The sequence below is a fragment of the Serratia sp. GW822-FHT06D09 genome, assembly GCF_058799515.1.
Map to the genome: position 1 here is coordinate 432,703 of NZ_JBXALO010000004.1, position 18,960 is coordinate 451,662.

Below are 18,960 nucleotides of genomic sequence, written 5' to 3' on the forward strand. Positions count from 1 at the left end.
GGGAAGTTTTTTGACGCGGCCTGCCCCGAGCTGGCTGAGTAATTGTGAATTTAACGCAGCTGATGTTGCAAGTGAGAGATCAATGTCGAATAAACCGTTCCATTATCAAGATCCGTTCCCGCTGAAGAAAGACGATACCGAATACTATCTGTTAAGCCGCGATCACGTTTCCGTGAGCGAATTTGAAGGCCAGGAAGTTCTGAAAGTAGCCCCTGAAGCGTTAACCCTCCTTGCCCAGCACGCGTTTCATGACGCCTCATTTATGCTGCGCCCGGCGCACCAGCAGCAGGTTGCCGATATCCTCAAGGATCCGGACGCCAGCGAAAACGACAAATACGTTGCGCTGCAATTTTTGCGTAACTCAGAAATCGCCGCCAAAGGTATTTTGCCGACCTGTCAGGACACCGGTACCGCCATTATCGTCGGTAAAAAGGGCCAGCGCGTCTGGACCGGTGGCGGCGACGAAGAAGCGTTGTCACGCGGGGTGTACAACACCTTTATCGAAGACAACCTGCGCTATTCGCAAAACGCCGCGCTGGATATGTATAAAGAGGTTAACACCGGCAGCAACCTGCCGGCGCAGATCGACCTCTACAGCGTCGACGGTGAAGAATACAAATTCCTGTGTATTGCTAAAGGCGGCGGTTCTGCCAACAAAACCTACCTTTATCAGGAAACCAAAGCGCTGCTGTCTCCGGGCAAGCTGAAGGATTATCTGGTCGAGAAAATGCGTACGCTGGGCACCGCGGCTTGCCCGCCGTACCACGTGGCGTTCGTTATCGGCGGCACCTCGGCGGAAGCAACCCTGAAAACCGTAAAACTGGCGTCGACCAAGTACTATGACGGTCTGCCGACCGAAGGCAATGAGCACGGTCAGGCATTCCGCGACGTGGCGCTGGAAGAAGAGTTGCTGAAAGAAGCGCAGAACCTGGGATTGGGCGCGCAGTTTGGCGGTAAATACTTTGCGCATGACGTTCGCGTGGTGCGTCTGCCGCGCCATGGCGCATCCTGCCCGGTCGGAATGGGGGTTTCCTGCTCCGCTGACCGTAACATTAAAGGCAAGATCAACCGTGACGGCATCTGGCTGGAGAAGCTGGAGCATAATCCTGGCAAATTTATCCCGCAGGAGCTGCGTCAGGCCGGTGAGGGCGAGGCAATCAAGATTGACCTTAACCGCCCGATGGCCGAGATCCTCAAGCAGCTGTCGCAATACCCGGTATCCACCCGCCTGTCCTTGAGCGGCACCATCATCGTGGGCCGCGACATTGCGCATGCCAAGCTGAAAGAGCGTCTGGACAGAGGGGAAGGTCTGCCGCAATACGTTAAGGATCATCCGATTTATTACGCGGGCCCGGCCAAAACGCCGGACGGCTACGCCTCTGGTTCACTGGGGCCAACCACTGCCGGGCGCATGGATTCTTACGTCGACCTGCTGCAGTCTCATGGCGGTAGCATGATCATGCTGGCGAAAGGCAACCGCAGCCAGCAGGTGACCGACGCCTGCCACAAGCACGGCGGCTTCTACCTCGGCAGCATCGGTGGCCCGGCGGCGGTACTGGCGCAGCAGAGCATCAAGAGCCTGACCTGCGTCGAATACCCGGAGCTGGGTATGGAAGCGATCTGGAAAATCGAAGTGGAAGATTTCCCGGCGTTTATTCTGGTGGATGATAAAGGCAATGACTTCTTCCAGAAGATCCAGTCTGGCCAGTGTTCTCGCTGCGTGAAGTAACCGCCGAAAGGATTTGCCGCCCGCAGTGGGGCGGCAAATTTCAGGTTTTATCAACCCCTGTGTAAATTACTGTAGCCCGCTGGACGCGATGTTTTAACCTGTATACCCTACGCGCAAAGCACTAATACGCGCATAAAGGCATATTTGGAACAGAAGGTTCGGCAAACTCATGGAAACGCAGGAAAGTCATATCAGGGAATTGCTGGTCTGGATTGAAGACAACCTAACCAATCCCTTGTCATTGGATATCGTTTCTGCCAAATCAGGCTACTCGAAATGGTATCTGCAGCGAATGTTCAAAAAGCAGACCAGTTTGTCGCTGGCTTCCTATATTCGCGCGCGCCGCTTGTACCTCGCCGCTTTCGCCTTGCGTTATACGCAAAAAAGCATTCTTGATATTTCTATTGAATATCAATTCGATAACCAACAAACCTTTTCTCGCTGCTTCAAAAAGCACTTTGCCGAATCTCCCAGTGTTTATCGCCATGCGCGTAAACAGGACTTCAGCCATCTGGTTCGCTCGCTGTCGGTGAATCAGCCGGGGGATATTAAGGTCGATCGCATCAAGGTCGCCAAGGGGCAGTATGCTATCCGAGGGAAGAGTTACCCTTACCATCTGGACATTACCGATCTGGATAAGTCGCACCTTCCCATCCGCAGCAAAATCAAAGAGACGTTCTATGCTCTGCTGGGTGAGCGCCCTGCATTGACCTATTCGCTGGCCCAGTTTGTGCCAGATGGGGAACGAGTGCGGGTGGATTATACCCTGGGCGTTGCGGCAGACTGCCCGGTCAATGACGGTGCCGGGCTTGAAGCGCTGCCGGATATCTCCGGTGATTTTTGTCGTTTTTGCTATGCCGGCAAGCCAGTGGCCCTGAACGATCATATTGTGCAGATGTACACTCAGGTCTTGCCGCAACTTGGCCTGGCTCGCCGGGAAGGGCCTGACCTGACGATGTTCAACTATTCGCTAAATGAGCGGGAGGAGCTGCATCTTGAGCTCCAACACCTGGTGCCGGTGACTCCCCTTGACTGAGCGGGGTGGCAGAGCGGTTCTTTTGCTGCACGATATCTGCCATCACCGCCAGCGCGATTTCAGCCGGGGTCTTGCTGCCGAGCGGTAAGCCAATCGGGGCATGAATTCGCTCCAGCTCTTGTGGGCTGAATTCGGCAATCTGCTGCAGGCGTTGGCGACGACGCGCGCTGTTGCGCAACGATCCCATGGCGCCGATATAAAACGCCGGGGTATGGATAGCCTCCATTAGCGTCAGATCGTCCATGCGGGGATCGTGCGTCAGCGCGACAATCGCGGTATTGGCGTGACAGCCGCCGTCTTCAATAAACTTGGCCGGAAACTGACGCAGTAGCGTCACGTTGGATCTCAGCTGCGGGGCGAAATTTTCCAGCGCCTCCGGACGGTTCTCGCACACCAACACTTCAAACCCCAGCGAACTGGCGAAATCGGCGCAGTACAATGCCACGCTGGAAAGACCGGCGATCAGCAAACGCGGGGCTGCGGCAATATGCAGGGTAATTTGCGGGCCGCGGCGTTCCACCTGGGTCGCACTGGCGAAATCGGTCAACGTCAGGCTGCCGCAGGCATCCGGCAGAGTGAGGCGTTTGACCAGCGCATGGTGTCCGTTTAACGCGCCGGCGAGGGTTGTCAGATAATCGATGCTCTCGTCGCCCGCCGGTAAATACTCAATCAGCACCTCCAGCACGCCGCCGCAGGGCAGCGCTACGTTGGGCTCCAGACCGCCCTCACCGTAACGAATGACCTGGCTGGCAGCCTGATACTCCCCGGCCGCCAGGCGCCGCAGAAAGTCTTCTTCCACGCATCCTCCGGACAGCGAGCCGCAATAATGTCCGTCCTGCGTGGCGGCCAACAGCGCCCCCGGCGATCGCGGTGAGGAGCCGTAAGTGCTCAGCACGGTGCACAGCCACACCGGTTGTTGTTTCAGCCAGTTTATCGCCTGGCTGACCACGGTGATATCGAGATGTTGCATAGATGAGTTACTCGCTGACCGGTAGCTGTGACGGAAGATCTATATCCTGCACGACAGTGGGTTGATCAAGATTAAGCCAGTGTACCGCCTGCTCTTTAAGCAGATCGCGTGCACCATTATCGCCACGTAATTGGCTCAGTTGTTTGCGCAATAGAGCGGAAAACCCAACCGGGTGACCCGGCTGTTGTTCAAAACGGGGACGGACAATGGCGTGGTGCTGCAACGCGCTGGCTACCTGCTGGAAAACCGCCGGGGTAACGAACGGCATATCCGCCAAATGAACCAACCAGCCTTGCCAGTGCGGCGTGGCGTTAACGCCGGCGGCAATGGAATCGCCAAGGCCGACGCTGGCCAGCAGCGTGACCGGAACCTGATAGGCGGCGCAAATCTGTTGAACCTGGCGGTTGTCTGGCCGGGTGACCACCCATAGGGGCAGGCCGGAAGCCAACGCTTGACGCAGCGTCTGTTCAAACAGCGAGCGTTGGCGGCCTGTGGCATCCGCAAACTCGGCATTTAATTTATTGCCTGCGCCACCGGCTTGAGAGAAGCGTTCTCCACGTCCTGCAGCGGCGATCACTATGCCTGTTGTCATCTTATCCGCCCGAATTTGCGCAACTTCTAATTACCTTACTAAAAATATGTGTTGTTGAGATGTGTTTTTATTGAAAATCGCATGTTAATCATCACATAATTTTGGTTATAAGCATATGCTTATGACGTCTACGGCAAGGTCGTCAGCGTTTGCGCAACACCACCGCTGAACACAAAACTACAATAAAGATGCAAAGGACTTTTTATGAGCAATTTCAACCCGTCGCGGCGTCGCTTTATCAAAAGCGCCGTGATAGCGGGGGTCTCCGTGTACCTCGCGCCCCTGTACAGCCGTGCCTATGCCGCGCTGTTTGAGCAGAAGATCCTCCAGTCCCCGAACTGGGATGCCCACGAGAAACGTATACGCTTTCGTATCGATGGCCGTGCCAAGGTCATGGGGCAGAAGGTCTTTGCCCGTGATATTCGCGCGGTGGATATGCCGCACTGGCCACAGCAGCAGGCGCACGCCTTTATTTTGCGCGTCACTCAAGCAGACAAGCTGTTCGAAGGTATCGATCTCTCATTGCTGGGCGACGACCTGCAGCCCGATCGGCTGGTAACCGCCGAGGATTTGGCGCGCGACGGTTTGGCTTTCCCGGCATTTTACGGCGACGACATGCTGCTGCCGATTGGCAAAACCCCGGCTTACCTGGGCCAGGCGGTGGCAATCCTGATTTATCACGATTTTGCCCGTTTCCGCTTTGCCAAAGACAAGCTGAAATTCCGCGAAGGCACGATTAAATACGGGGCGCAAACCGGTCCGCTGCAGCGCGACCCTTGGGGCACTTTCCGCTATGTGCGGGTGGGGGGAGACAAGCCGTTCGATGACGACCGTTTTTCCAGCCTGAAGGATACTCCGATTTTCCCGGTTTCGATGAAGAAACACCTGCCGGTCTGGCCGGAAGGACGCGAAGGCGGCAAGCTGGATCAGGAAGGCATGTATTACGCCGGCATGATTGCCGATGAGTTGAAAACGCCGCCGGATGAGTGGCTGGTGATGTCACGCCGCTATACCACGCAGTCCGTCGACACCTCCGCGCTGGAGCCGGACAACGCCAACGGCTGGTTCGATGCCGAGACGCAAACGCTGCATCTGGTGGTGCCGACTCAATCGCCGCAGGAAGTGGCCGATGAAATGCCGCGCATGCTGGCAAAACGCAATCCGCCGGTTAAACAGCTGATTCTGCACCCATGCTACACCGTCGGTTACGGCTCGAAAGATCACTTTAATTTCCCGTATTACGGCGCGGTGGCGGCGATGTACGGCGACGGGCACCCGGTTCGGCTGGCCAACGACCGTTTCGAACAGTTCCAGACTGCGCTGAAACGCCACGCCTTCGACATGAATTACCGCATTGCGGTAAACCGCCAAACCGGCGTGCTGCAGTCATTCCATGGTGAGATGACGGCAGACGGCGGTGGCCGCAGCAACTTTACGCCTTCGGTGGTGATGGTGGCGGCGACCGCGGCGCAGTCGATTTATTACTTCCCGAAAAGCGATTTGTCTGCGGTGGGGCTGGCTTCGCGCGCTATCGACGCAGGGTCGGCACGGGGTTACGGCACGCTGCAAAGCATGGCCGCCACCGAGATGATGGTCGATGAGCTGGCTGCCGAACTGAAGATTGACCCGATTGAATTCCGTTTGCGCAACGTACTGAAATCCGGCATGAAAAATACGCAGGGGGCCATTCCTGCCGGGGCTATTCGCGCCGATGAAGTGCTGGAGAAGGCGGCGAAGCATGAGATGTGGCTGCAACGCGCCAAGCGTAAGGCGGAGTTTGAAAGCCAGCATCCGGGCAAACGCTATGGCGTAGGCTTTGGCTGCGTGCAAAAAGACTTCGGTACCGGTGCCGAAACTTCATTCGCCCGCGTCGAACTGGGAGAAGACGGGCGCATTATGCTGCATCACAGCGGTGCCGAGATGGGCACCGGCATGTCGACCTCACAATCGGTGTTGTGCGCTCAGTGGCTGGGCAAACCGGCAGACGAGGCTCACTTCTCGGTGACCGACTGGTCTGTGCTGCCGATGGTCACCAGTGGCGATCCCTACGTTATGTCGCAGGCCGATCAGGATCGGTTGCAAACCAATCCGGCCTGGACGCCAAGCTACTGCTCACCTTCCAGCGCCAGCAACTCGGCGTATTACTTCTCGCACAGTACGCGCGAAGCGGCGCGGCTGATATTCGATCATGGCCTGTGGCCGGCAGCGATGGCCATTTGGCAATCCGGCCCCGGTGGCGGCCAGGCGGCACCTTTAGTGGTGCGCCGAGAGGATGCGCGTTGGGTGGAGGGGGGATTGACCGCTGCCGGTATGGAGGTGTTGAGCCTGGAGCGGCTGGCAAAACAACTTTACCAGATGGGCGGGATCGCAGGCGCAGCGGTGCACGTATTCAACCGCTGGCAGTGGGCGGAAGCGGACTTTACCCTGAGCGGCAATAGCGAACGCCTGCCGATTGATGGCCTGGCTGTGCGCAACGCCGGTGGCGAGTTCAAAACGCTGCCACGTAATCAGGTCTATTATCCCCCGACTCAACGCAATAACGCGGCGGTGACCTATTACAGTGCCGTCGGAACCCTGGCGGAAGTGGCGGTGGATATCGCCACCGGCCAGGTAGAACTGCTGAATCACCATTCGATCATGGAGTGCGGCAACCTGATTGTGCCGGAACTGGTTTCCGGCCAGTTGCAGGGCGGGTTGGCGATGGGAATTGGTCATGCACTGCACGAATATTTACCGCTGTACGAAGACGGGCCCGGTAACGGTACCTGGAACTTTAACCGCTACCACCTGCCACGCGCCAGCGATGTGGCGGTCTGGAAACAGACCGATGACATCCTGCCCGCGCTGTCGGAAACCGATCCGCCCAAAGGCATGGCCGAAGTGGTGATGATCCCGGTGGTCGCGGCCCTGGTCAACGCCATCGCCGACGCCACTGGCCACCGTTTCCGTGATTTGCCCGTTCGTGCAGAAAATATTCGTGAGGTATTACAATGAGCATCAAAACCCAGCCGATTTCCCTGACCATCAACGAAAAGCAATACGGCCCGATCGACGTACCTGAAGGGCTGATGATGATCGATTTCCTGCACGAGTATCTCGACCTGACCGGATCGCGTCTTGGCTGCGGGCAGGGTATCTGCCACGCCTGCGTAGCAATTGTCGATCACCCAAGCGGTACCAGCGAAGAGGTGCGTACCTGTATCACCGGCGCGCACTTCTTCAGCGGCAAAAAAGTCCGCACCGTAGAGGGGCATGCCAAGGTGGACGCGCAGGGCGAAGTGGTGGAGTTGTCACCTATCCAGAAGGCGTTTCTGGAGCATTACAGCTTCCAGTGCGGCTACTGCACGCCGGGCTTTGTCAACGCCGCCACCATTTTTGTGGAAAAACTCAAGCGTGAACCCATTGCCCGTGAGCAACTGGAAAGCGCCATTGAACAGGCGCTGGACAGTCATATCTGCCGCTGTACCGGCTATGTTCGTTACTATGAAGCGGTTCGTGACGTGGTGCTCAAAACCCCGGGCCTGCTGAAGGAGACGGCGCAATGAAAAAACGTCTCGCACTGTTGATCCTGCTGGTGGTCATCATCGTCATCGCCGTGCTGTGGTGGCGGGAAAACCGCCGTTACGATGGCCCGGTGCTGCAGGTAACCGCCAGCACGGAACAGGTTGCCCGCGGTCGCTATCTGGCGCAGGCCGCCGACTGCGCCGCCTGCCATACCGCCAGCGGCGGCGCGCCCTTGGCCGGGGGCTATCCGCTGGAGACGCCGTTCGGCACTATCTATGGCAGTAACCTGACGCCTTCGGCCGATCATGGCATTGGCCGCTGGACCAAAGACGATTTCTTCCTTGCGCTGACTCAGGGTGTGGCACCGGGCGGGCGTCATCTGTACCCGGCGATGCCCTATACTTCGTATAAAGGTATTTCACGCCAGGATGCCGATGACATCTACGCCTATCTGATGACCCGACCTGCGGTGGACGTCGCCATTCCTGAAAACGACATGCCGTTCCCGTTTAATCAACGCATGGCGCTGATCGGTTGGAACCTGCTGTTCCGCAGCCAGGCGCCGTTGCCAGCCAGTTCACAAGGCAATTCGGCGCAGTGGCAACGCGGCCGTTACCTGGCGGATACGCTGGGTCACTGCGGGGAATGCCATACGCCACGCGGTATGCTGGGGCAGATGAATCTTGGCAAGACGATGCAGGGGGGCGATTTGGGGCGCTTTATGGCGCCGGACATCACGCCGCACGGATTGGCCCAGCGCGGCTGGACGCCGGATGACCTCAACCGTTTCCTGGCAACCGGGATGGCACCTCAGGGATCTGCGTTCAGTGAGATGCACATGGTGGTGGATCTCAGCACCCGTCATCTGACGCCGGAAGACCATCAAGCACTGGCGACCTATCTGATGGGTGAACAGCCGCCGGCCGCAGTGCCGGTTAAAATCGGCCAGGGCAGCGATGCCGGGCGTATCAGCTATCTGGATCAGTGCTCCGGCTGCCATGCGCGTGAAGGTGAGGGCAAGCCGCACGTAGCGGTGGCGATGCGCGATAACGCCACGCTGCGCCAACCGGATGCCAAGAATCTGATTGTCTCGGTGCTGGACGGTTTACCGGCGCAGCAATTCCCCAACGGCGAAAGTATGCAGAGCATGCCGGCCTTTGGCGAACGTCTGGACGATGCGCAAGTGGCGGAGCTGGTGAACTATCTGCGCGTAACCTGGGGTGGCTTACCGGCGGATATCACCGCCGAGCAGGTGAAGGCCCTGCGCAAGAAGTAGCCTAAGTCAGGCTAAAAAAATGGCCCGCAGTGTAAAACTGCGGGCCATTTTGTTTTTGGCGTGAACTAGCTGCGGCTGGTTGCGCTCATTGCACGCTGGCTACGTTGCTTGACGATATAGCCAATGGCCAAAATTGCCACCCAAACCGGGATCAGCAACACCGAGATTTGAATGCCCGGCGTCAGATACATGATCACCAAGATACCGGCCATAAACACCAGGCACAGGTAGTTGCTGAACGGATACCAGAAGGCCTTGAACTTCGGCTCTACGCCTTCGCGGTTCTTGGCTGCGCGGAACTTCAGGTGCGCCAGGCTGATCATCGCCCAGTTGATCACCAGCGCCGAGACCACCAGCGCCATCAGCAATTCGAATGCGCGACCGGGGATCAGGTAGTTAATCAGCACGCAGAACGCGGTGGCCGTGGCGGAGACGGCGATAGCGATAACCGGTACGCCGCGGCCGTCCACCTTCAGCAGGCTCTTCGGACCGTTGCCTTGCTTCGCCAGGCCGTACAGCATGCGGCTGTTGCAGTAAACGCAGCTGTTGTACACCGACAGGGCGGCGGTCAACACCACGATGTTCAGCACGGTTGCTACCAGGTTGCTGTTCAGCGCGTGGAAGATCAGCACGAACGGGCTGCCGCCTTCCACCACTTTGCCCCAAGGGTACAGCGACAGCAAAATGGTCAGTGAGCCGATATAGAACAGCAGGATGCGGTAGATCACCTGGTTGGTGGCTTTGGGAATGCTTTTCTGCGGGTTGTCGGCCTCCGCGGCGGTAATACCCACCAGCTCGAGCCCACCAAACGAGAACATGATCACCGCCATTGCCATCACCAGCCCCATGATGCCGTTCGGGAAGAACCCGCCCTGTGCCCACAGGTTGGTTACGGTGGCTTCCGGGCCGCCCAGGCCGCTGAACAGCAGGTAGGCACCGAACACGATCATGCCGATAATCGCCACGACTTTGATGATGGCAAACCAGAATTCCATCTCGCCGTAGACCTTAACATTCGCCAGGTTGATGGCATTGATGGCCAGGAAGAACACCGCCGCCGATACCCAGGTTGGGATCTCCGGCCACCAGTACTGCACATAGATACCGACCGCGGTCAGTTCCGCCATCGCCACCAATACATACAGCACCCAGTAGTTCCAGCCGGAAGCAAAGCCGGCAAAGTTGCCCCAGTATTTATAGGCGAAGTGGCTAAACGAACCGGCAACCGGCTCTTCCACTACCATTTCACCCAGCTGGCGCATGATCAGAAATGCGATAAAGCCGCCAATGGCATAGCCGAGAATGACCGAAGGACCGGCCATTTTTATTGTTTGCGCGATACCGAGAAATAGCCCGGTACCAATAGCGCCCCCTAGAGCAATAAGCTGAATATGGCGGTTTTTCAGGCCGCGCTTCAGCTGGTCGCCATGCTGTTGACCATCCATCAATGAAACCCTCTGTCGTTGCAGAATTACTCACATGCTGTAAAGCAGTGGTTACGATGTGTGTTTTATTTTATTTACGGCGTTATATCTATTAATTCCACGGAGCCGCTACCGTTTGGCAAAGAATAATGTTATGCGCGTCAGTTTGCACCTGCTTTATAGGATGAGTGATTAAGATTTCAGCAGTTTAGGAAACAAAATGCGGGTTGTGTGACGGCAGGGGGGATTCAGTGCATGAAATAAGCAGCAAATCACATAATGCGCAAAAATAATTTAGCGCTGGTCGCTTTGGTTCGGCGAAATATTGACCGGTTGAGCGCACCTTATGCGCTGCAAATAGCTATTCGTTAAAGCTTAATAAACATGCAATAAAATCCTGCCTTTGATGCTTCAGTCTGCCTGACGGCAGGTTTCGCAAAAGTTAAATCAAAAACCTACCTCGTAAATGGTATTACCAAGCGTGCGTTAGCGGTTTGCAGCAGCTCTGGTATTGAGGTGTTAAAATGTGCGGGTAACCTGATTTCGATCAAGGCCCATATGGACAGGAGGTGAATACTTTGTTACTTTACCGTCACGTTTTTGAAATTGGTATTACCAATTGACTCCGCGCCATTCGCAGAGAAGAATTCACCCATGGCCTACAGCAAAATCCGCCAACCCAAGTTGTCAGATGTTATCGAGCAGCAGCTCGAACACCTGATCCTCGAGGGAACACTGCGTCCAGGCGAAAAACTGCCACCGGAGCGCGAGCTGGCGAAACAATTTGATGTTTCCCGTCCTTCTCTGAGAGAGGCCATCCAGCGCCTGGAAGCCAAAGGGCTGCTCCTGCGCCGTCAGGGCGGTGGTACCTTTGTGCAAACTAATCTGTGGCAGAGCTTCAGCGATCCTCTGGCTGAACTGTTGGCCGACCACCCTGAATCACAATTCGATCTGTTGGAAACCCGTCATGCCCTCGAAGGCATTGCTGCCTATTACGCGGCGTTGCGCGGCACCGACGAAGATCTGGCGCGCATCCGCGATTGCCACATAGTGATCCAGCAGGCCCAGGAAAGCGGCGATCTCGACGCCGAAGCCGACGCGGTCATGCAGTACCAAATCGCCGTGACCGAAGCTGCCCACAACGTTGTGTTACTTCACCTGCTACGCTGCATGGGGCCGATGCTGGAACAGAACGTACGTCAGAACTTTGAATTGCTCTACTCGCGCCGTGAGATGTTGGCAAAGGTGAGCAGCCACCGCGCCGGAATTTTTGAGGCGATTGTGGCACGCGAGCCGGAAAAGGCCCGTGAAGCCTCGCACCGCCATTTGGCGTTTATCGAGGAAATCTTGCTGGATCTCAGCCGGGAGCATACTCGGCGCGAGAGATCGCTACGGCGTCTCCAGCAACGCAAGGATTAAGAGCGTTCTCTTCAGGGCACACCAGCCTGCGGAGCTTTCGTTCGAAGTGCTTAGTTAAGCATTTAAGCGGCAACTAAACTGATGGGCCTGTCTTCGTGTGTTTTGCCTCAGAACACAGGAAGACAGGCTCCAAAACAAACCATTAGACAGATAAGGAATACCACCATGTCAGAACGTTTAAACAATGACGTGGATCCGATCGAAACCCGCGACTGGCTGCAGGCGATCGAATCGGTCATCCGTGAAGAGGGTGTTGAGCGAGCTCAGTTTCTGATTGATCAGGTATTGGGTGAAGCCCGTAAAGGCGGTGTTAGCGTTGCAGCCGGTGCTGCGGCCCACAACTACGTCAACACCATCGCGGTGGAAGACGAACCTGCTTACCCTGGTAACCTGGATCTTGAGCGTCGTATCCGCAGCGCTATCCGCTGGAACGCGGTAATGACCGTGCTGCGCGCTTCCAAGAAAGATCTGGACCTGGGCGGCCACATGGCTTCCTTCCAATCTTCCGCGACCTTCTATGAAGTCTGCTTCAACCACTTCTTCCGTGCACGCAACGAGCAAGACGGCGGCGATCTGGTTTACTTCCAGGGCCACATCTCTCCGGGCGTTTACGCACGTGCCTTCCTTGAAGGCCGCTTGACCGAAGACCAAATGAACAACTTCCGTCAGGAAGTTCACGGTAAAGGCCTGTCTTCTTACCCGCATCCTAAACTGATGCCTGAATTCTGGCAGTTCCCGACCGTTTCCATGGGCCTGGGCCCAATCAGCGCCATCTACCAGGCGAAGTTCCTGAAATATCTGGAACACCGTGGCCTGAAGAACACCTCTGCTCAAACCGTTTACGCCTTCCTGGGCGACGGTGAGATGGATGAGCCGGAATCCAAAGGTGCGATCACTATCGCCACCCGTGAGAAACTGGACAACCTGGTGTTCGTCATCAACTGTAACCTGCAACGTCTGGACGGCCCAGTCACCGGTAACGGCAAGATCATCAATGAACTGGAAGGTATCTTCTCCGGCGCAGGCTGGCAGGTACTGAAAGTGATTTGGGGCGGTCGTTGGGACGAACTGCTGCGTAAAGACACCAGCGGCAAGCTGATCCAGCTGATGAACGAAACCCTGGACGGCGACTACCAGACCTTCAAATCCAAAGACGGCGCTTACGTACGTGAGCACTTCTTCGGCCGCTTCCCGGAAACCGCCGCTCTGGTCAAAGACATGACCGACGACGAAATCTGGGCGCTGAACCGCGGTGGTCACGATCCGAAGAAAGTCTTCGCTGCACTGAAAAAAGCGCAGGACACCCAAGGCAAACCAACCGTTATCCTGGCCCATACCATTAAAGGTTACGGCATGGGTGAAACCGCGGAAGGTAAAAACATTGCTCACCAGGTGAAGAAAATGAACATGGAAGGGGTTCACCACTTCCGCGATCGTTTCAATGTGCCAGTTGCCGATGCCGACATCGAAAAACTGCCGTACATCACCTTCGAGAAAGACTCTGAAGAGTACAAATACCTGCACGAACGCCGTCAGGCGCTGAAAGGTTATGTACCGACCCGTCTGCCAGCCTTCACCCAGAAGCTGGAAATGCCGGCTCTGGAAGACTTCAGCTCACTGCTGGAAGAGCAGAACAAAGAAATCTCCACCACCATCGCCTTCGTGCGTGCCCTGAACGTGATGCTGAAGAACAAGTCGATCAAAGATCGTCTGGTTCCAATCATCGCTGACGAAGCGCGTACCTTCGGTATGGAAGGTCTGTTCCGTCAGATCGGTATCTACAGCCCGAACGGTCAGCAATATACCCCGCAGGACCGTGAGCAGGTTGCTTACTACAAAGAAGACGAAAAAGGTCAGATCCTGCAGGAAGGCATCAACGAACTGGGCGCAGCATCTTCATGGCTGGCCGCAGCGACTTCCTACAGCACCAACGATCTGCCGATGATTCCGTTCTACATCTACTACTCGATGTTCGGTTTCCAGCGTATCGGTGACCTGTGCTGGGCAGCAGGCGACCAACAGGCGCGCGGCTTCCTGATCGGCGGTACTTCAGGCCGTACCACCCTGAACGGTGAAGGTCTGCAGCACGAAGACGGCCACAGCCACATTCAGTCTCTGACTATCCCTAACTGTATCTCTTACGATCCAGCTTATGCATACGAAGTGGCAGTGATCATGCATGACGGTCTGGTCCGCATGTACGGCGACGCGCAAGAAAACGTCTACTACTACATCACCACGCTGAACGAAAACTACCACATGCCGGCCATGCCGCAGGGCGCAGAAGAAGGTATCCGCAAAGGTATCTACAAGCTGGACACTCTGGCAGGCAGCAAAGGCAAGGTTCAGTTGCTGGGTTCAGGTTCTATCCTGCGTCACGTACGTGAAGCGGCGAAGATCCTGGCAGACGATTACGGCGTGGGTTCTGACATCTACAGCGTGACTTCCTTCACTGAACTGGCGCGTGATGGCCAGGACTGCGAGCGTTGGAACATGCTGCACCCAACCGAAACTCCACGTGTACCGTACATTGCTCAGGTGATGAACGATGCGCCGGCGGTTGCGTCTACCGACTACATGAAGCTGTTTGCAGAACAGGTTCGTACTTACGTTCCAGCCAGCGACTATCGCGTTCTGGGTACTGACGGCTTCGGTCGTTCAGACAGCCGCGAAAACCTGCGCCACCACTTTGAAGTTGACGCTTCTTACGTTGTGGTTGCTGCACTGGGTGAACTGGCTAAACGCGGTGAAATTGAAGCTTCTGTGGTAGCTGATGCGATTAAGAAATTCGACATCAACCCAGAAAAAGTTAACCCGCGTCTGGCATAAGAGGTACAGAAGAAATGTCTATCGAAATCAAAGTACCGGACATCGGTGCAGACGAAGTGGAAATCACCGAGATTCTGGTGAAAGTGGGCGATAAAGTTGAAGCTGAACAATCGCTGATCACCGTTGAAGGTGACAAAGCTTCCATGGAAGTCCCTTCCCCGCAGGCGGGTGTGGTTAAAGAGATCAAAGTTGCCGTCGGTGATAAAACCGAAACCGGCAAACTGCTGATGATCTTTGAAGCGGAAGGGGCGGCTCAGGCCGCACCTGCTGCCAAGGCTGAAGAAAAACCGGCTGCGGCACCTGCTGCTCCGGCTGCCGCGGCTGCCAAAGACGTTGCCGTACCGGACATCGGTGCTGACGAAGTGGAAGTGACCGAGATCCTGGTGAAAGTGGGCGACAAGGTGGAAGCCGAGCAGTCCCTGATCACCGTTGAAGGCGACAAGGCTTCCATGGAAGTCCCTGCACCGTTCGCAGGCACCGTGAAAGAGATCAAAATCGGCACTGGCGACAAAGTCACCACCGGTTCTCTGATCATGGTATTCGAAGTGGCTGGCGCAGCTTCTGCTGCCGCTCCGGCTGCGACTGAAACGCCTGCTGCTCCAGCGGCACCGGCTGCCTCTGCGGCCAAAGACGTTGCCGTACCGGATATCGGTGGCGATGAAGTAGAAGTGACCGAAGTGATGGTGAAAGTGGGCGACAAAGTTGCCGCTGAGCAGTCACTGATCACCGTTGAAGGTGACAAGGCTTCTATGGAAGTGCCGGCACCGTTCGCAGGTACCGTGAAAGAAATCAAAATCAGCGCCGGCGACAAAGTGAAAACCGGCTCCCTGATCATGGTGTTCGAAGTTGAAGGCGCTGCACCAGCGGCTGCTCCTGCTCAAAAAGCAGAAGCAGCGCCGGCACCGGCTGCCAGCGCGGCACCAGCCAAACAGGCTGCTCCAGCTGCCAAAGGTGAGTTCGCCGAGAACGACGCTTATGTGCATGCTACCCCGGTCATCCGCCGTCTGGCGCGTGAGTTCGGCGTAAACCTGGCGAAAGTGAAAGGTACCGGTCGTAAAGGCCGTATCCTGCGCGAAGACGTTCAGACTTACGTGAAAGACGCGGTCAAACGTGCAGAAGCGGCGCCAGCTGCTGCTGCCGGTGGCGGTCTGCCAGGCATGCTGCCATGGCCGAAAGTGGACTTCAGCAAGTTCGGTGAGATCGAAGAAGTTGAACTGGGCCGCATCCAGAAAATCTCGGGTGCCAACCTGAGCCGTAACTGGGTGATGATCCCGCACGTGACTCACTTCGACAAAACCGACATCACCGATCTGGAAGCTTTCCGCAAGCAGCAGAACGAAGAAGCGGCCAAGCGTAAGCTGGATGTGAAGTTCACCCCGGTGGTGTTCATCATGAAAGCCGTTGCTGCCGCTCTGGAGCAGATGCCGCGTTTCAACAGCTCTCTGTCCGAAGATGGTCAGAAGCTGACGCTGAAAAAGTACATCAACGTCGGTGTTGCGGTTGATACGCCAAACGGCCTGGTAGTTCCGGTATTCAAAGATGTGAACAAGAAGAGCATCACCGAACTGTCCCGTGAGCTGATGGCTATCTCCAAAAAAGCGCGTGACGGTAAACTGACCGCCGGCGAAATGCAGGGTGGCTGTTTCACCATCTCCAGCCTGGGCGGTATCGGGACAACTCACTTCGCGCCGATTGTGAACGCGCCGGAAGTGGCTATCCTGGGTGTCTCCAAGTCTGCTATGGAGCCGGTCTGGAACGGTAAAGAGTTCGTGCCGCGCCTGATGATGCCAATGTCGCTCTCCTTCGACCACCGTGTTATCGATGGTGCAGATGGTGCGCGCTTTATTACCATCATCAACAACATGCTGGCTGATATCCGCCGTATGGTGATGTAATGAAAAAAGGGCGCAGCATGCTGCGCCCTTATCGCTTCTGTAGCAGTTTTGTCGGTTTTTGCACGACTCGACAAAATTGTTGAGACACGGGTCACTCGAACACGCTTTGCAGATTATTAACAATTCTGTAAACTGCTCGCGGTGTAAGCGTCCCGGTGGATGAAGGGCGTTATGAGATCGATTAGCAATAAAAATGACGTCTGACCCGCCGGACAATCAATTAAGAGGTCATGATGAGTACTGAAATTAAAACTCAGGTCGTGGTACTTGGGGCGGGCCCGGCAGGTTACTCTGCTGCCTTTCGTTGCGCTGACTTAGGTCTTGAAACCGTTCTGGTTGAACGTTATTCCACGCTGGGCGGTGTTTGCCTGAACGTGGGATGTATCCCTTCCAAAGCACTGCTGCACGTAGCCAAAGTGATCGAAGAAGCCAAGGCGCTGGCCGAGCACGGCATCGTTTTCGGCGAGCCGAAAACTGACATCGACAAAGTGCGCGTCTGGAAAGAAAAAGTCATCAATCAGCTGACCGGCGGTCTGGCTGGCATGGCTAAAGGCCGTAAAGTGAAAGTGGTTAACGGCCTGGGCAAGTTCACCGGCGCTAACACCCTGGTTGTTGAAGGCGAAAATGGTCCAACCACCATCAACTTCGACAATGCCATCATCGCTGCAGGTTCTCGTCCGATCCAACTGCCATTCATTCCTCATGAAGATCCACGCGTGTGGGACTCTACCGATGCACTGGAGCTGAAAACTGTCCCAGAGCGTCTGCTGGTTATGGGCGGCGGTATCATCGGCCTGGAAATGGGCACCGTATACCATGCGCTGGGTTCACAGATCGACGTTGTCGAAATGTTTGACCAGGTGATCCCGGCGGCTGACAAAGACGTGGTGAAAGTCTTCACCAAGCGCATCAGCAAGCAGTTCAACCTGATGCTGGAAACCAAAGTGACCGCGGTAGAAGCCAAAGAAGACGGCATCTATGTCACTATGGAAGGCAAAAAAGCGCCTGCAGAACCACAGCGTTATGACGCGGTGCTGGTGGCTATCGGCCGCGTGCCGAACGGTAAGCTGCTGGAAGCGGGTAAAGCCGGTGTGGAAGTTGACGAGCGTGGCTTCATCAACGTCGACAAACAGCTGCGTACCAACGTGCCGCACATCTTCGCTATCGGCGACATCGTCGGTCAACCGATGCTGGCGCACAAAGGCGTGCATGAAGGCCACGTTGCCGCTGAAGTTATTGCCGGCATGAAGCACTACTTCGACCCGAAAGTGATCCCATCGATCGCTTACACCGAGCCGGAAGTTGCCTGGGTGGGTCTGACCGAGAAAGAAGCGAAAGAAAAAGGCATCAGCTACGAAACTTCCACCTTCCCGTGGGCAGCTTCTGGCCGTGCTATCGCTTCCGACTGCGCAGACGGCATGACCAAACTGATTTTCGACAAAGAAACTCATCGTATCATCGGTGGCGCGATTGTCGGCACCAACGGTGGCGAGCTGCTGGGTGAAATCGGTCTGGCTATCGAGATGGGTTGCGACGCAGAAGACATCGCGCTGACTATCCATGCTCACCCAACCCTGCACGAATCCGTAGGCTTGGCGGCAGAGATCTTTGAAGGCAGCATCACCGATCTGCCTAACCCGAAAGCCAAGAAGAAGTAATTCTGCTGGTTTGAAAGGTGAATAAGCGGCTCCTGAAAAGGGGCCGTTTTTTTATGCGCGGCATCTAGGTAAAAGGCCGCTCGATGAGCGGCCAGTAGCTTACTTGTTCTGGAATATCACGTTGAACGTGAGGCTGTTGCCGTTAACCGACCAACCGCCTTTGCTCACGCCAAACGCCGATCCCAGTACAATGAGCAGGATAAACATGGAACTCCCTTTCATTGCGCGATCCTTGTGGAACCACGACCACCGCGACTTCACCGGAAAAATCCCGGCGGAACAAGCGCCCGGTAGCGCCTGTATCGCAGTTGTTGCAGCACTGTTCTCAAGCCCGATGACCAACTGCTAAATTGGCAGAACAGACCCGGATAAATATTACGTTGAAATGAATGTTCAGACATTCTTTTTGTTGATTTTTTAATCATCATTGCGCACAATGTTTTGGCTCGGTAGCGCTTGTATCGTTCTTAACGATGTAAGAAATCCGTGAGGTGCCTGCTAACACCGAACGGAACAACAGAACCGCCTTAATGGCGGTTTTTTTGTGCCTTCCGCTCTCAAATTTTACAATTCGCGACTAATAGCCATTGTAAGTGAGTGGGTATTATGTTGTGCTCGTCAGGCTGAT

General features: G+C 55.8%; 13 protein-coding genes. 10 read left to right on the forward strand and 3 right to left on the reverse strand.

The genetic code is table 11. The features are described from left to right. Window positions 1–82: 82 nt before the first annotated feature. Both fumA and AC1RKG_RS12910 read left to right on the forward strand, forming a co-directional pair. Complete coding sequence (gene fumA, locus AC1RKG_RS12905; RefSeq protein ID WP_020828593.1) at window positions 83–1,729, forward strand: class I fumarate hydratase FumA; 1,647 nt, start codon at window positions 83–85, stop codon at window positions 1,727–1,729. A 169-nt stretch (window positions 1,730–1,898) separates the two neighbouring features. Continuing rightward, window positions 1,899–2,765 carry a helix-turn-helix domain-containing protein gene (locus AC1RKG_RS12910; protein WP_493183207.1) on the forward strand — a complete coding sequence of 289 codons (867 nt, stop codon included), beginning with the start codon at window positions 1,899–1,901 and terminating at the stop codon, window positions 2,763–2,765. Here AC1RKG_RS12910 and AC1RKG_RS12915 read toward each other — a convergent pair. Continuing rightward, entirely contained in the window at window positions 2,689–3,735 is a 1,047-nt protein-coding gene (locus tag AC1RKG_RS12915) for an XdhC family protein (RefSeq protein WP_020828591.1), read from the reverse strand. The two genes, AC1RKG_RS12910 and AC1RKG_RS12915, sit on opposite strands and share 77 nt — an antisense overlap. Before the next feature lie 7 nt (window positions 3,736–3,742). Continuing rightward, the gene (locus tag AC1RKG_RS12920; protein WP_128865427.1) at window positions 3,743–4,327 is read right to left on the reverse strand and encodes a nucleotidyltransferase family protein; all 585 of its coding nucleotides are present in this window, start codon (window positions 4,325–4,327) and stop codon (window positions 3,743–3,745) included. A gap of 204 nt (window positions 4,328–4,531) precedes the next feature. Here AC1RKG_RS12920 and AC1RKG_RS12925 point away from each other — a divergent pair, with 204 nt between their 5' ends. The 3 genes from AC1RKG_RS12925 to AC1RKG_RS12935 are packed head-to-tail and all read left to right on the forward strand — an operon-like array spanning window position 4,532 to window position 9,107. Next, window positions 4,532–7,321 carry a xanthine dehydrogenase family protein molybdopterin-binding subunit gene (locus tag AC1RKG_RS12925; RefSeq protein WP_020828589.1) on the forward strand — a complete coding sequence of 930 codons (2,790 nt, stop codon included), beginning with the start codon at window positions 4,532–4,534 and terminating at the stop codon, window positions 7,319–7,321. Beyond that, a complete protein-coding gene (locus AC1RKG_RS12930; protein WP_493183210.1) occupies window positions 7,318–7,872 on the forward strand; it encodes a (2Fe-2S)-binding protein in 555 nt (184 codons plus the stop codon). The genes AC1RKG_RS12925 and AC1RKG_RS12930 overlap by 4 nt, the downstream gene beginning before the upstream one ends. After that, window positions 7,869–9,107 (forward strand): c-type cytochrome, encoded by a 1,239-nt coding sequence (locus AC1RKG_RS12935; protein ID WP_493183212.1) that lies wholly within the window; start codon window positions 7,869–7,871, stop codon window positions 9,105–9,107. The genes AC1RKG_RS12930 and AC1RKG_RS12935 overlap by 4 nt, the downstream gene beginning before the upstream one ends. Window positions 9,108–9,172: 65 nt before the next feature. On the opposite strand, the gene AC1RKG_RS12940 is transcribed toward AC1RKG_RS12935, so the two are convergent. Beyond that, window positions 9,173–10,552 carry an amino acid permease gene (locus AC1RKG_RS12940; RefSeq protein ID WP_046372651.1) on the reverse strand — a complete coding sequence of 460 codons (1,380 nt, stop codon included), beginning with the start codon at window positions 10,550–10,552 and terminating at the stop codon, window positions 9,173–9,175. A gap of 633 nt (window positions 10,553–11,185) precedes the next feature. Between AC1RKG_RS12940 and pdhR the strand changes: the two genes are divergently transcribed. The 5 genes from pdhR to AC1RKG_RS12965 all read left to right on the forward strand — a co-directional run bounded on the left by pdhR (window position 11,186) and on the right by AC1RKG_RS12965 (window position 18,681). Next, window positions 11,186–11,950, forward strand: a complete 765-nt coding sequence (gene pdhR / locus AC1RKG_RS12945) for a pyruvate dehydrogenase complex transcriptional repressor PdhR (protein ID WP_020828585.1) — start codon at window positions 11,186–11,188, stop codon at window positions 11,948–11,950. Between the two features lie 165 nt (window positions 11,951–12,115). Next, entirely contained in the window at window positions 12,116–14,779 is a 2,664-nt protein-coding gene (aceE, locus tag AC1RKG_RS12950) for a pyruvate dehydrogenase (acetyl-transferring), homodimeric type (RefSeq protein ID WP_020828584.1), read from the forward strand. Between the two features lie 14 nt (window positions 14,780–14,793). Next, complete coding sequence (aceF, locus tag AC1RKG_RS12955; RefSeq protein WP_020828583.1) at window positions 14,794–16,674, forward strand: pyruvate dehydrogenase complex dihydrolipoyllysine-residue acetyltransferase; 1,881 nt, start codon at window positions 14,794–14,796, stop codon at window positions 16,672–16,674. A 233-nt stretch (window positions 16,675–16,907) separates the two neighbouring features. Then, complete coding sequence (gene lpdA, locus AC1RKG_RS12960; RefSeq protein WP_020828582.1) at window positions 16,908–18,332, forward strand: dihydrolipoyl dehydrogenase; 1,425 nt, start codon at window positions 16,908–16,910, stop codon at window positions 18,330–18,332. Window positions 18,333–18,537: 205 nt separating this feature from the next. Beyond that, window positions 18,538–18,681, forward strand: a complete 144-nt coding sequence (locus AC1RKG_RS12965) for a hypothetical protein (protein WP_164171152.1) — start codon at window positions 18,538–18,540, stop codon at window positions 18,679–18,681. Window positions 18,682–18,960: the final 279 nt, after the last annotated feature.

Excerpts from the sequence above, each read along its gene's own strand:
- aceE (WP_020828584.1), top strand. The coding sequence starts at position 12,116 with ATGTCAGAACGTTTAAACAATGACGTGGATCCGATCGAAACCCGCGAC.
- AC1RKG_RS12910 (WP_493183207.1), top strand. The coding sequence starts at position 1,899 with ATGGAAACGCAGGAAAGTCATATCAGGGAATTGCTGGTCTGGATTGAA.
- AC1RKG_RS12965 (WP_164171152.1), top strand. The coding sequence starts at position 18,538 with ATGGAACTCCCTTTCATTGCGCGATCCTTGTGGAACCACGACCACCGC.
- AC1RKG_RS12920 (WP_128865427.1), bottom strand. The coding sequence starts at position 4,327 with ATGACAACAGGCATAGTGATCGCCGCTGCAGGACGTGGAGAACGCTTC.
- fumA (WP_020828593.1), top strand. The coding sequence starts at position 83 with ATGTCGAATAAACCGTTCCATTATCAAGATCCGTTCCCGCTGAAGAAA.
- AC1RKG_RS12915 (WP_020828591.1), bottom strand. The coding sequence starts at position 3,735 with ATGCAACATCTCGATATCACCGTGGTCAGCCAGGCGATAAACTGGCTG.
- aceF (WP_020828583.1), top strand. The coding sequence starts at position 14,794 with ATGTCTATCGAAATCAAAGTACCGGACATCGGTGCAGACGAAGTGGAA.
- pdhR (WP_020828585.1), top strand. The coding sequence starts at position 11,186 with ATGGCCTACAGCAAAATCCGCCAACCCAAGTTGTCAGATGTTATCGAG.
- AC1RKG_RS12930 (WP_493183210.1), top strand. The coding sequence starts at position 7,318 with ATGAGCATCAAAACCCAGCCGATTTCCCTGACCATCAACGAAAAGCAA.
- AC1RKG_RS12935 (WP_493183212.1), top strand. The coding sequence starts at position 7,869 with ATGAAAAAACGTCTCGCACTGTTGATCCTGCTGGTGGTCATCATCGTC.
- AC1RKG_RS12940 (WP_046372651.1), bottom strand. The coding sequence starts at position 10,552 with ATGGATGGTCAACAGCATGGCGACCAGCTGAAGCGCGGCCTGAAAAAC.
- lpdA (WP_020828582.1), top strand. The coding sequence starts at position 16,908 with ATGAGTACTGAAATTAAAACTCAGGTCGTGGTACTTGGGGCGGGCCCG.
- AC1RKG_RS12925 (WP_020828589.1), top strand. The coding sequence starts at position 4,532 with ATGAGCAATTTCAACCCGTCGCGGCGTCGCTTTATCAAAAGCGCCGTG.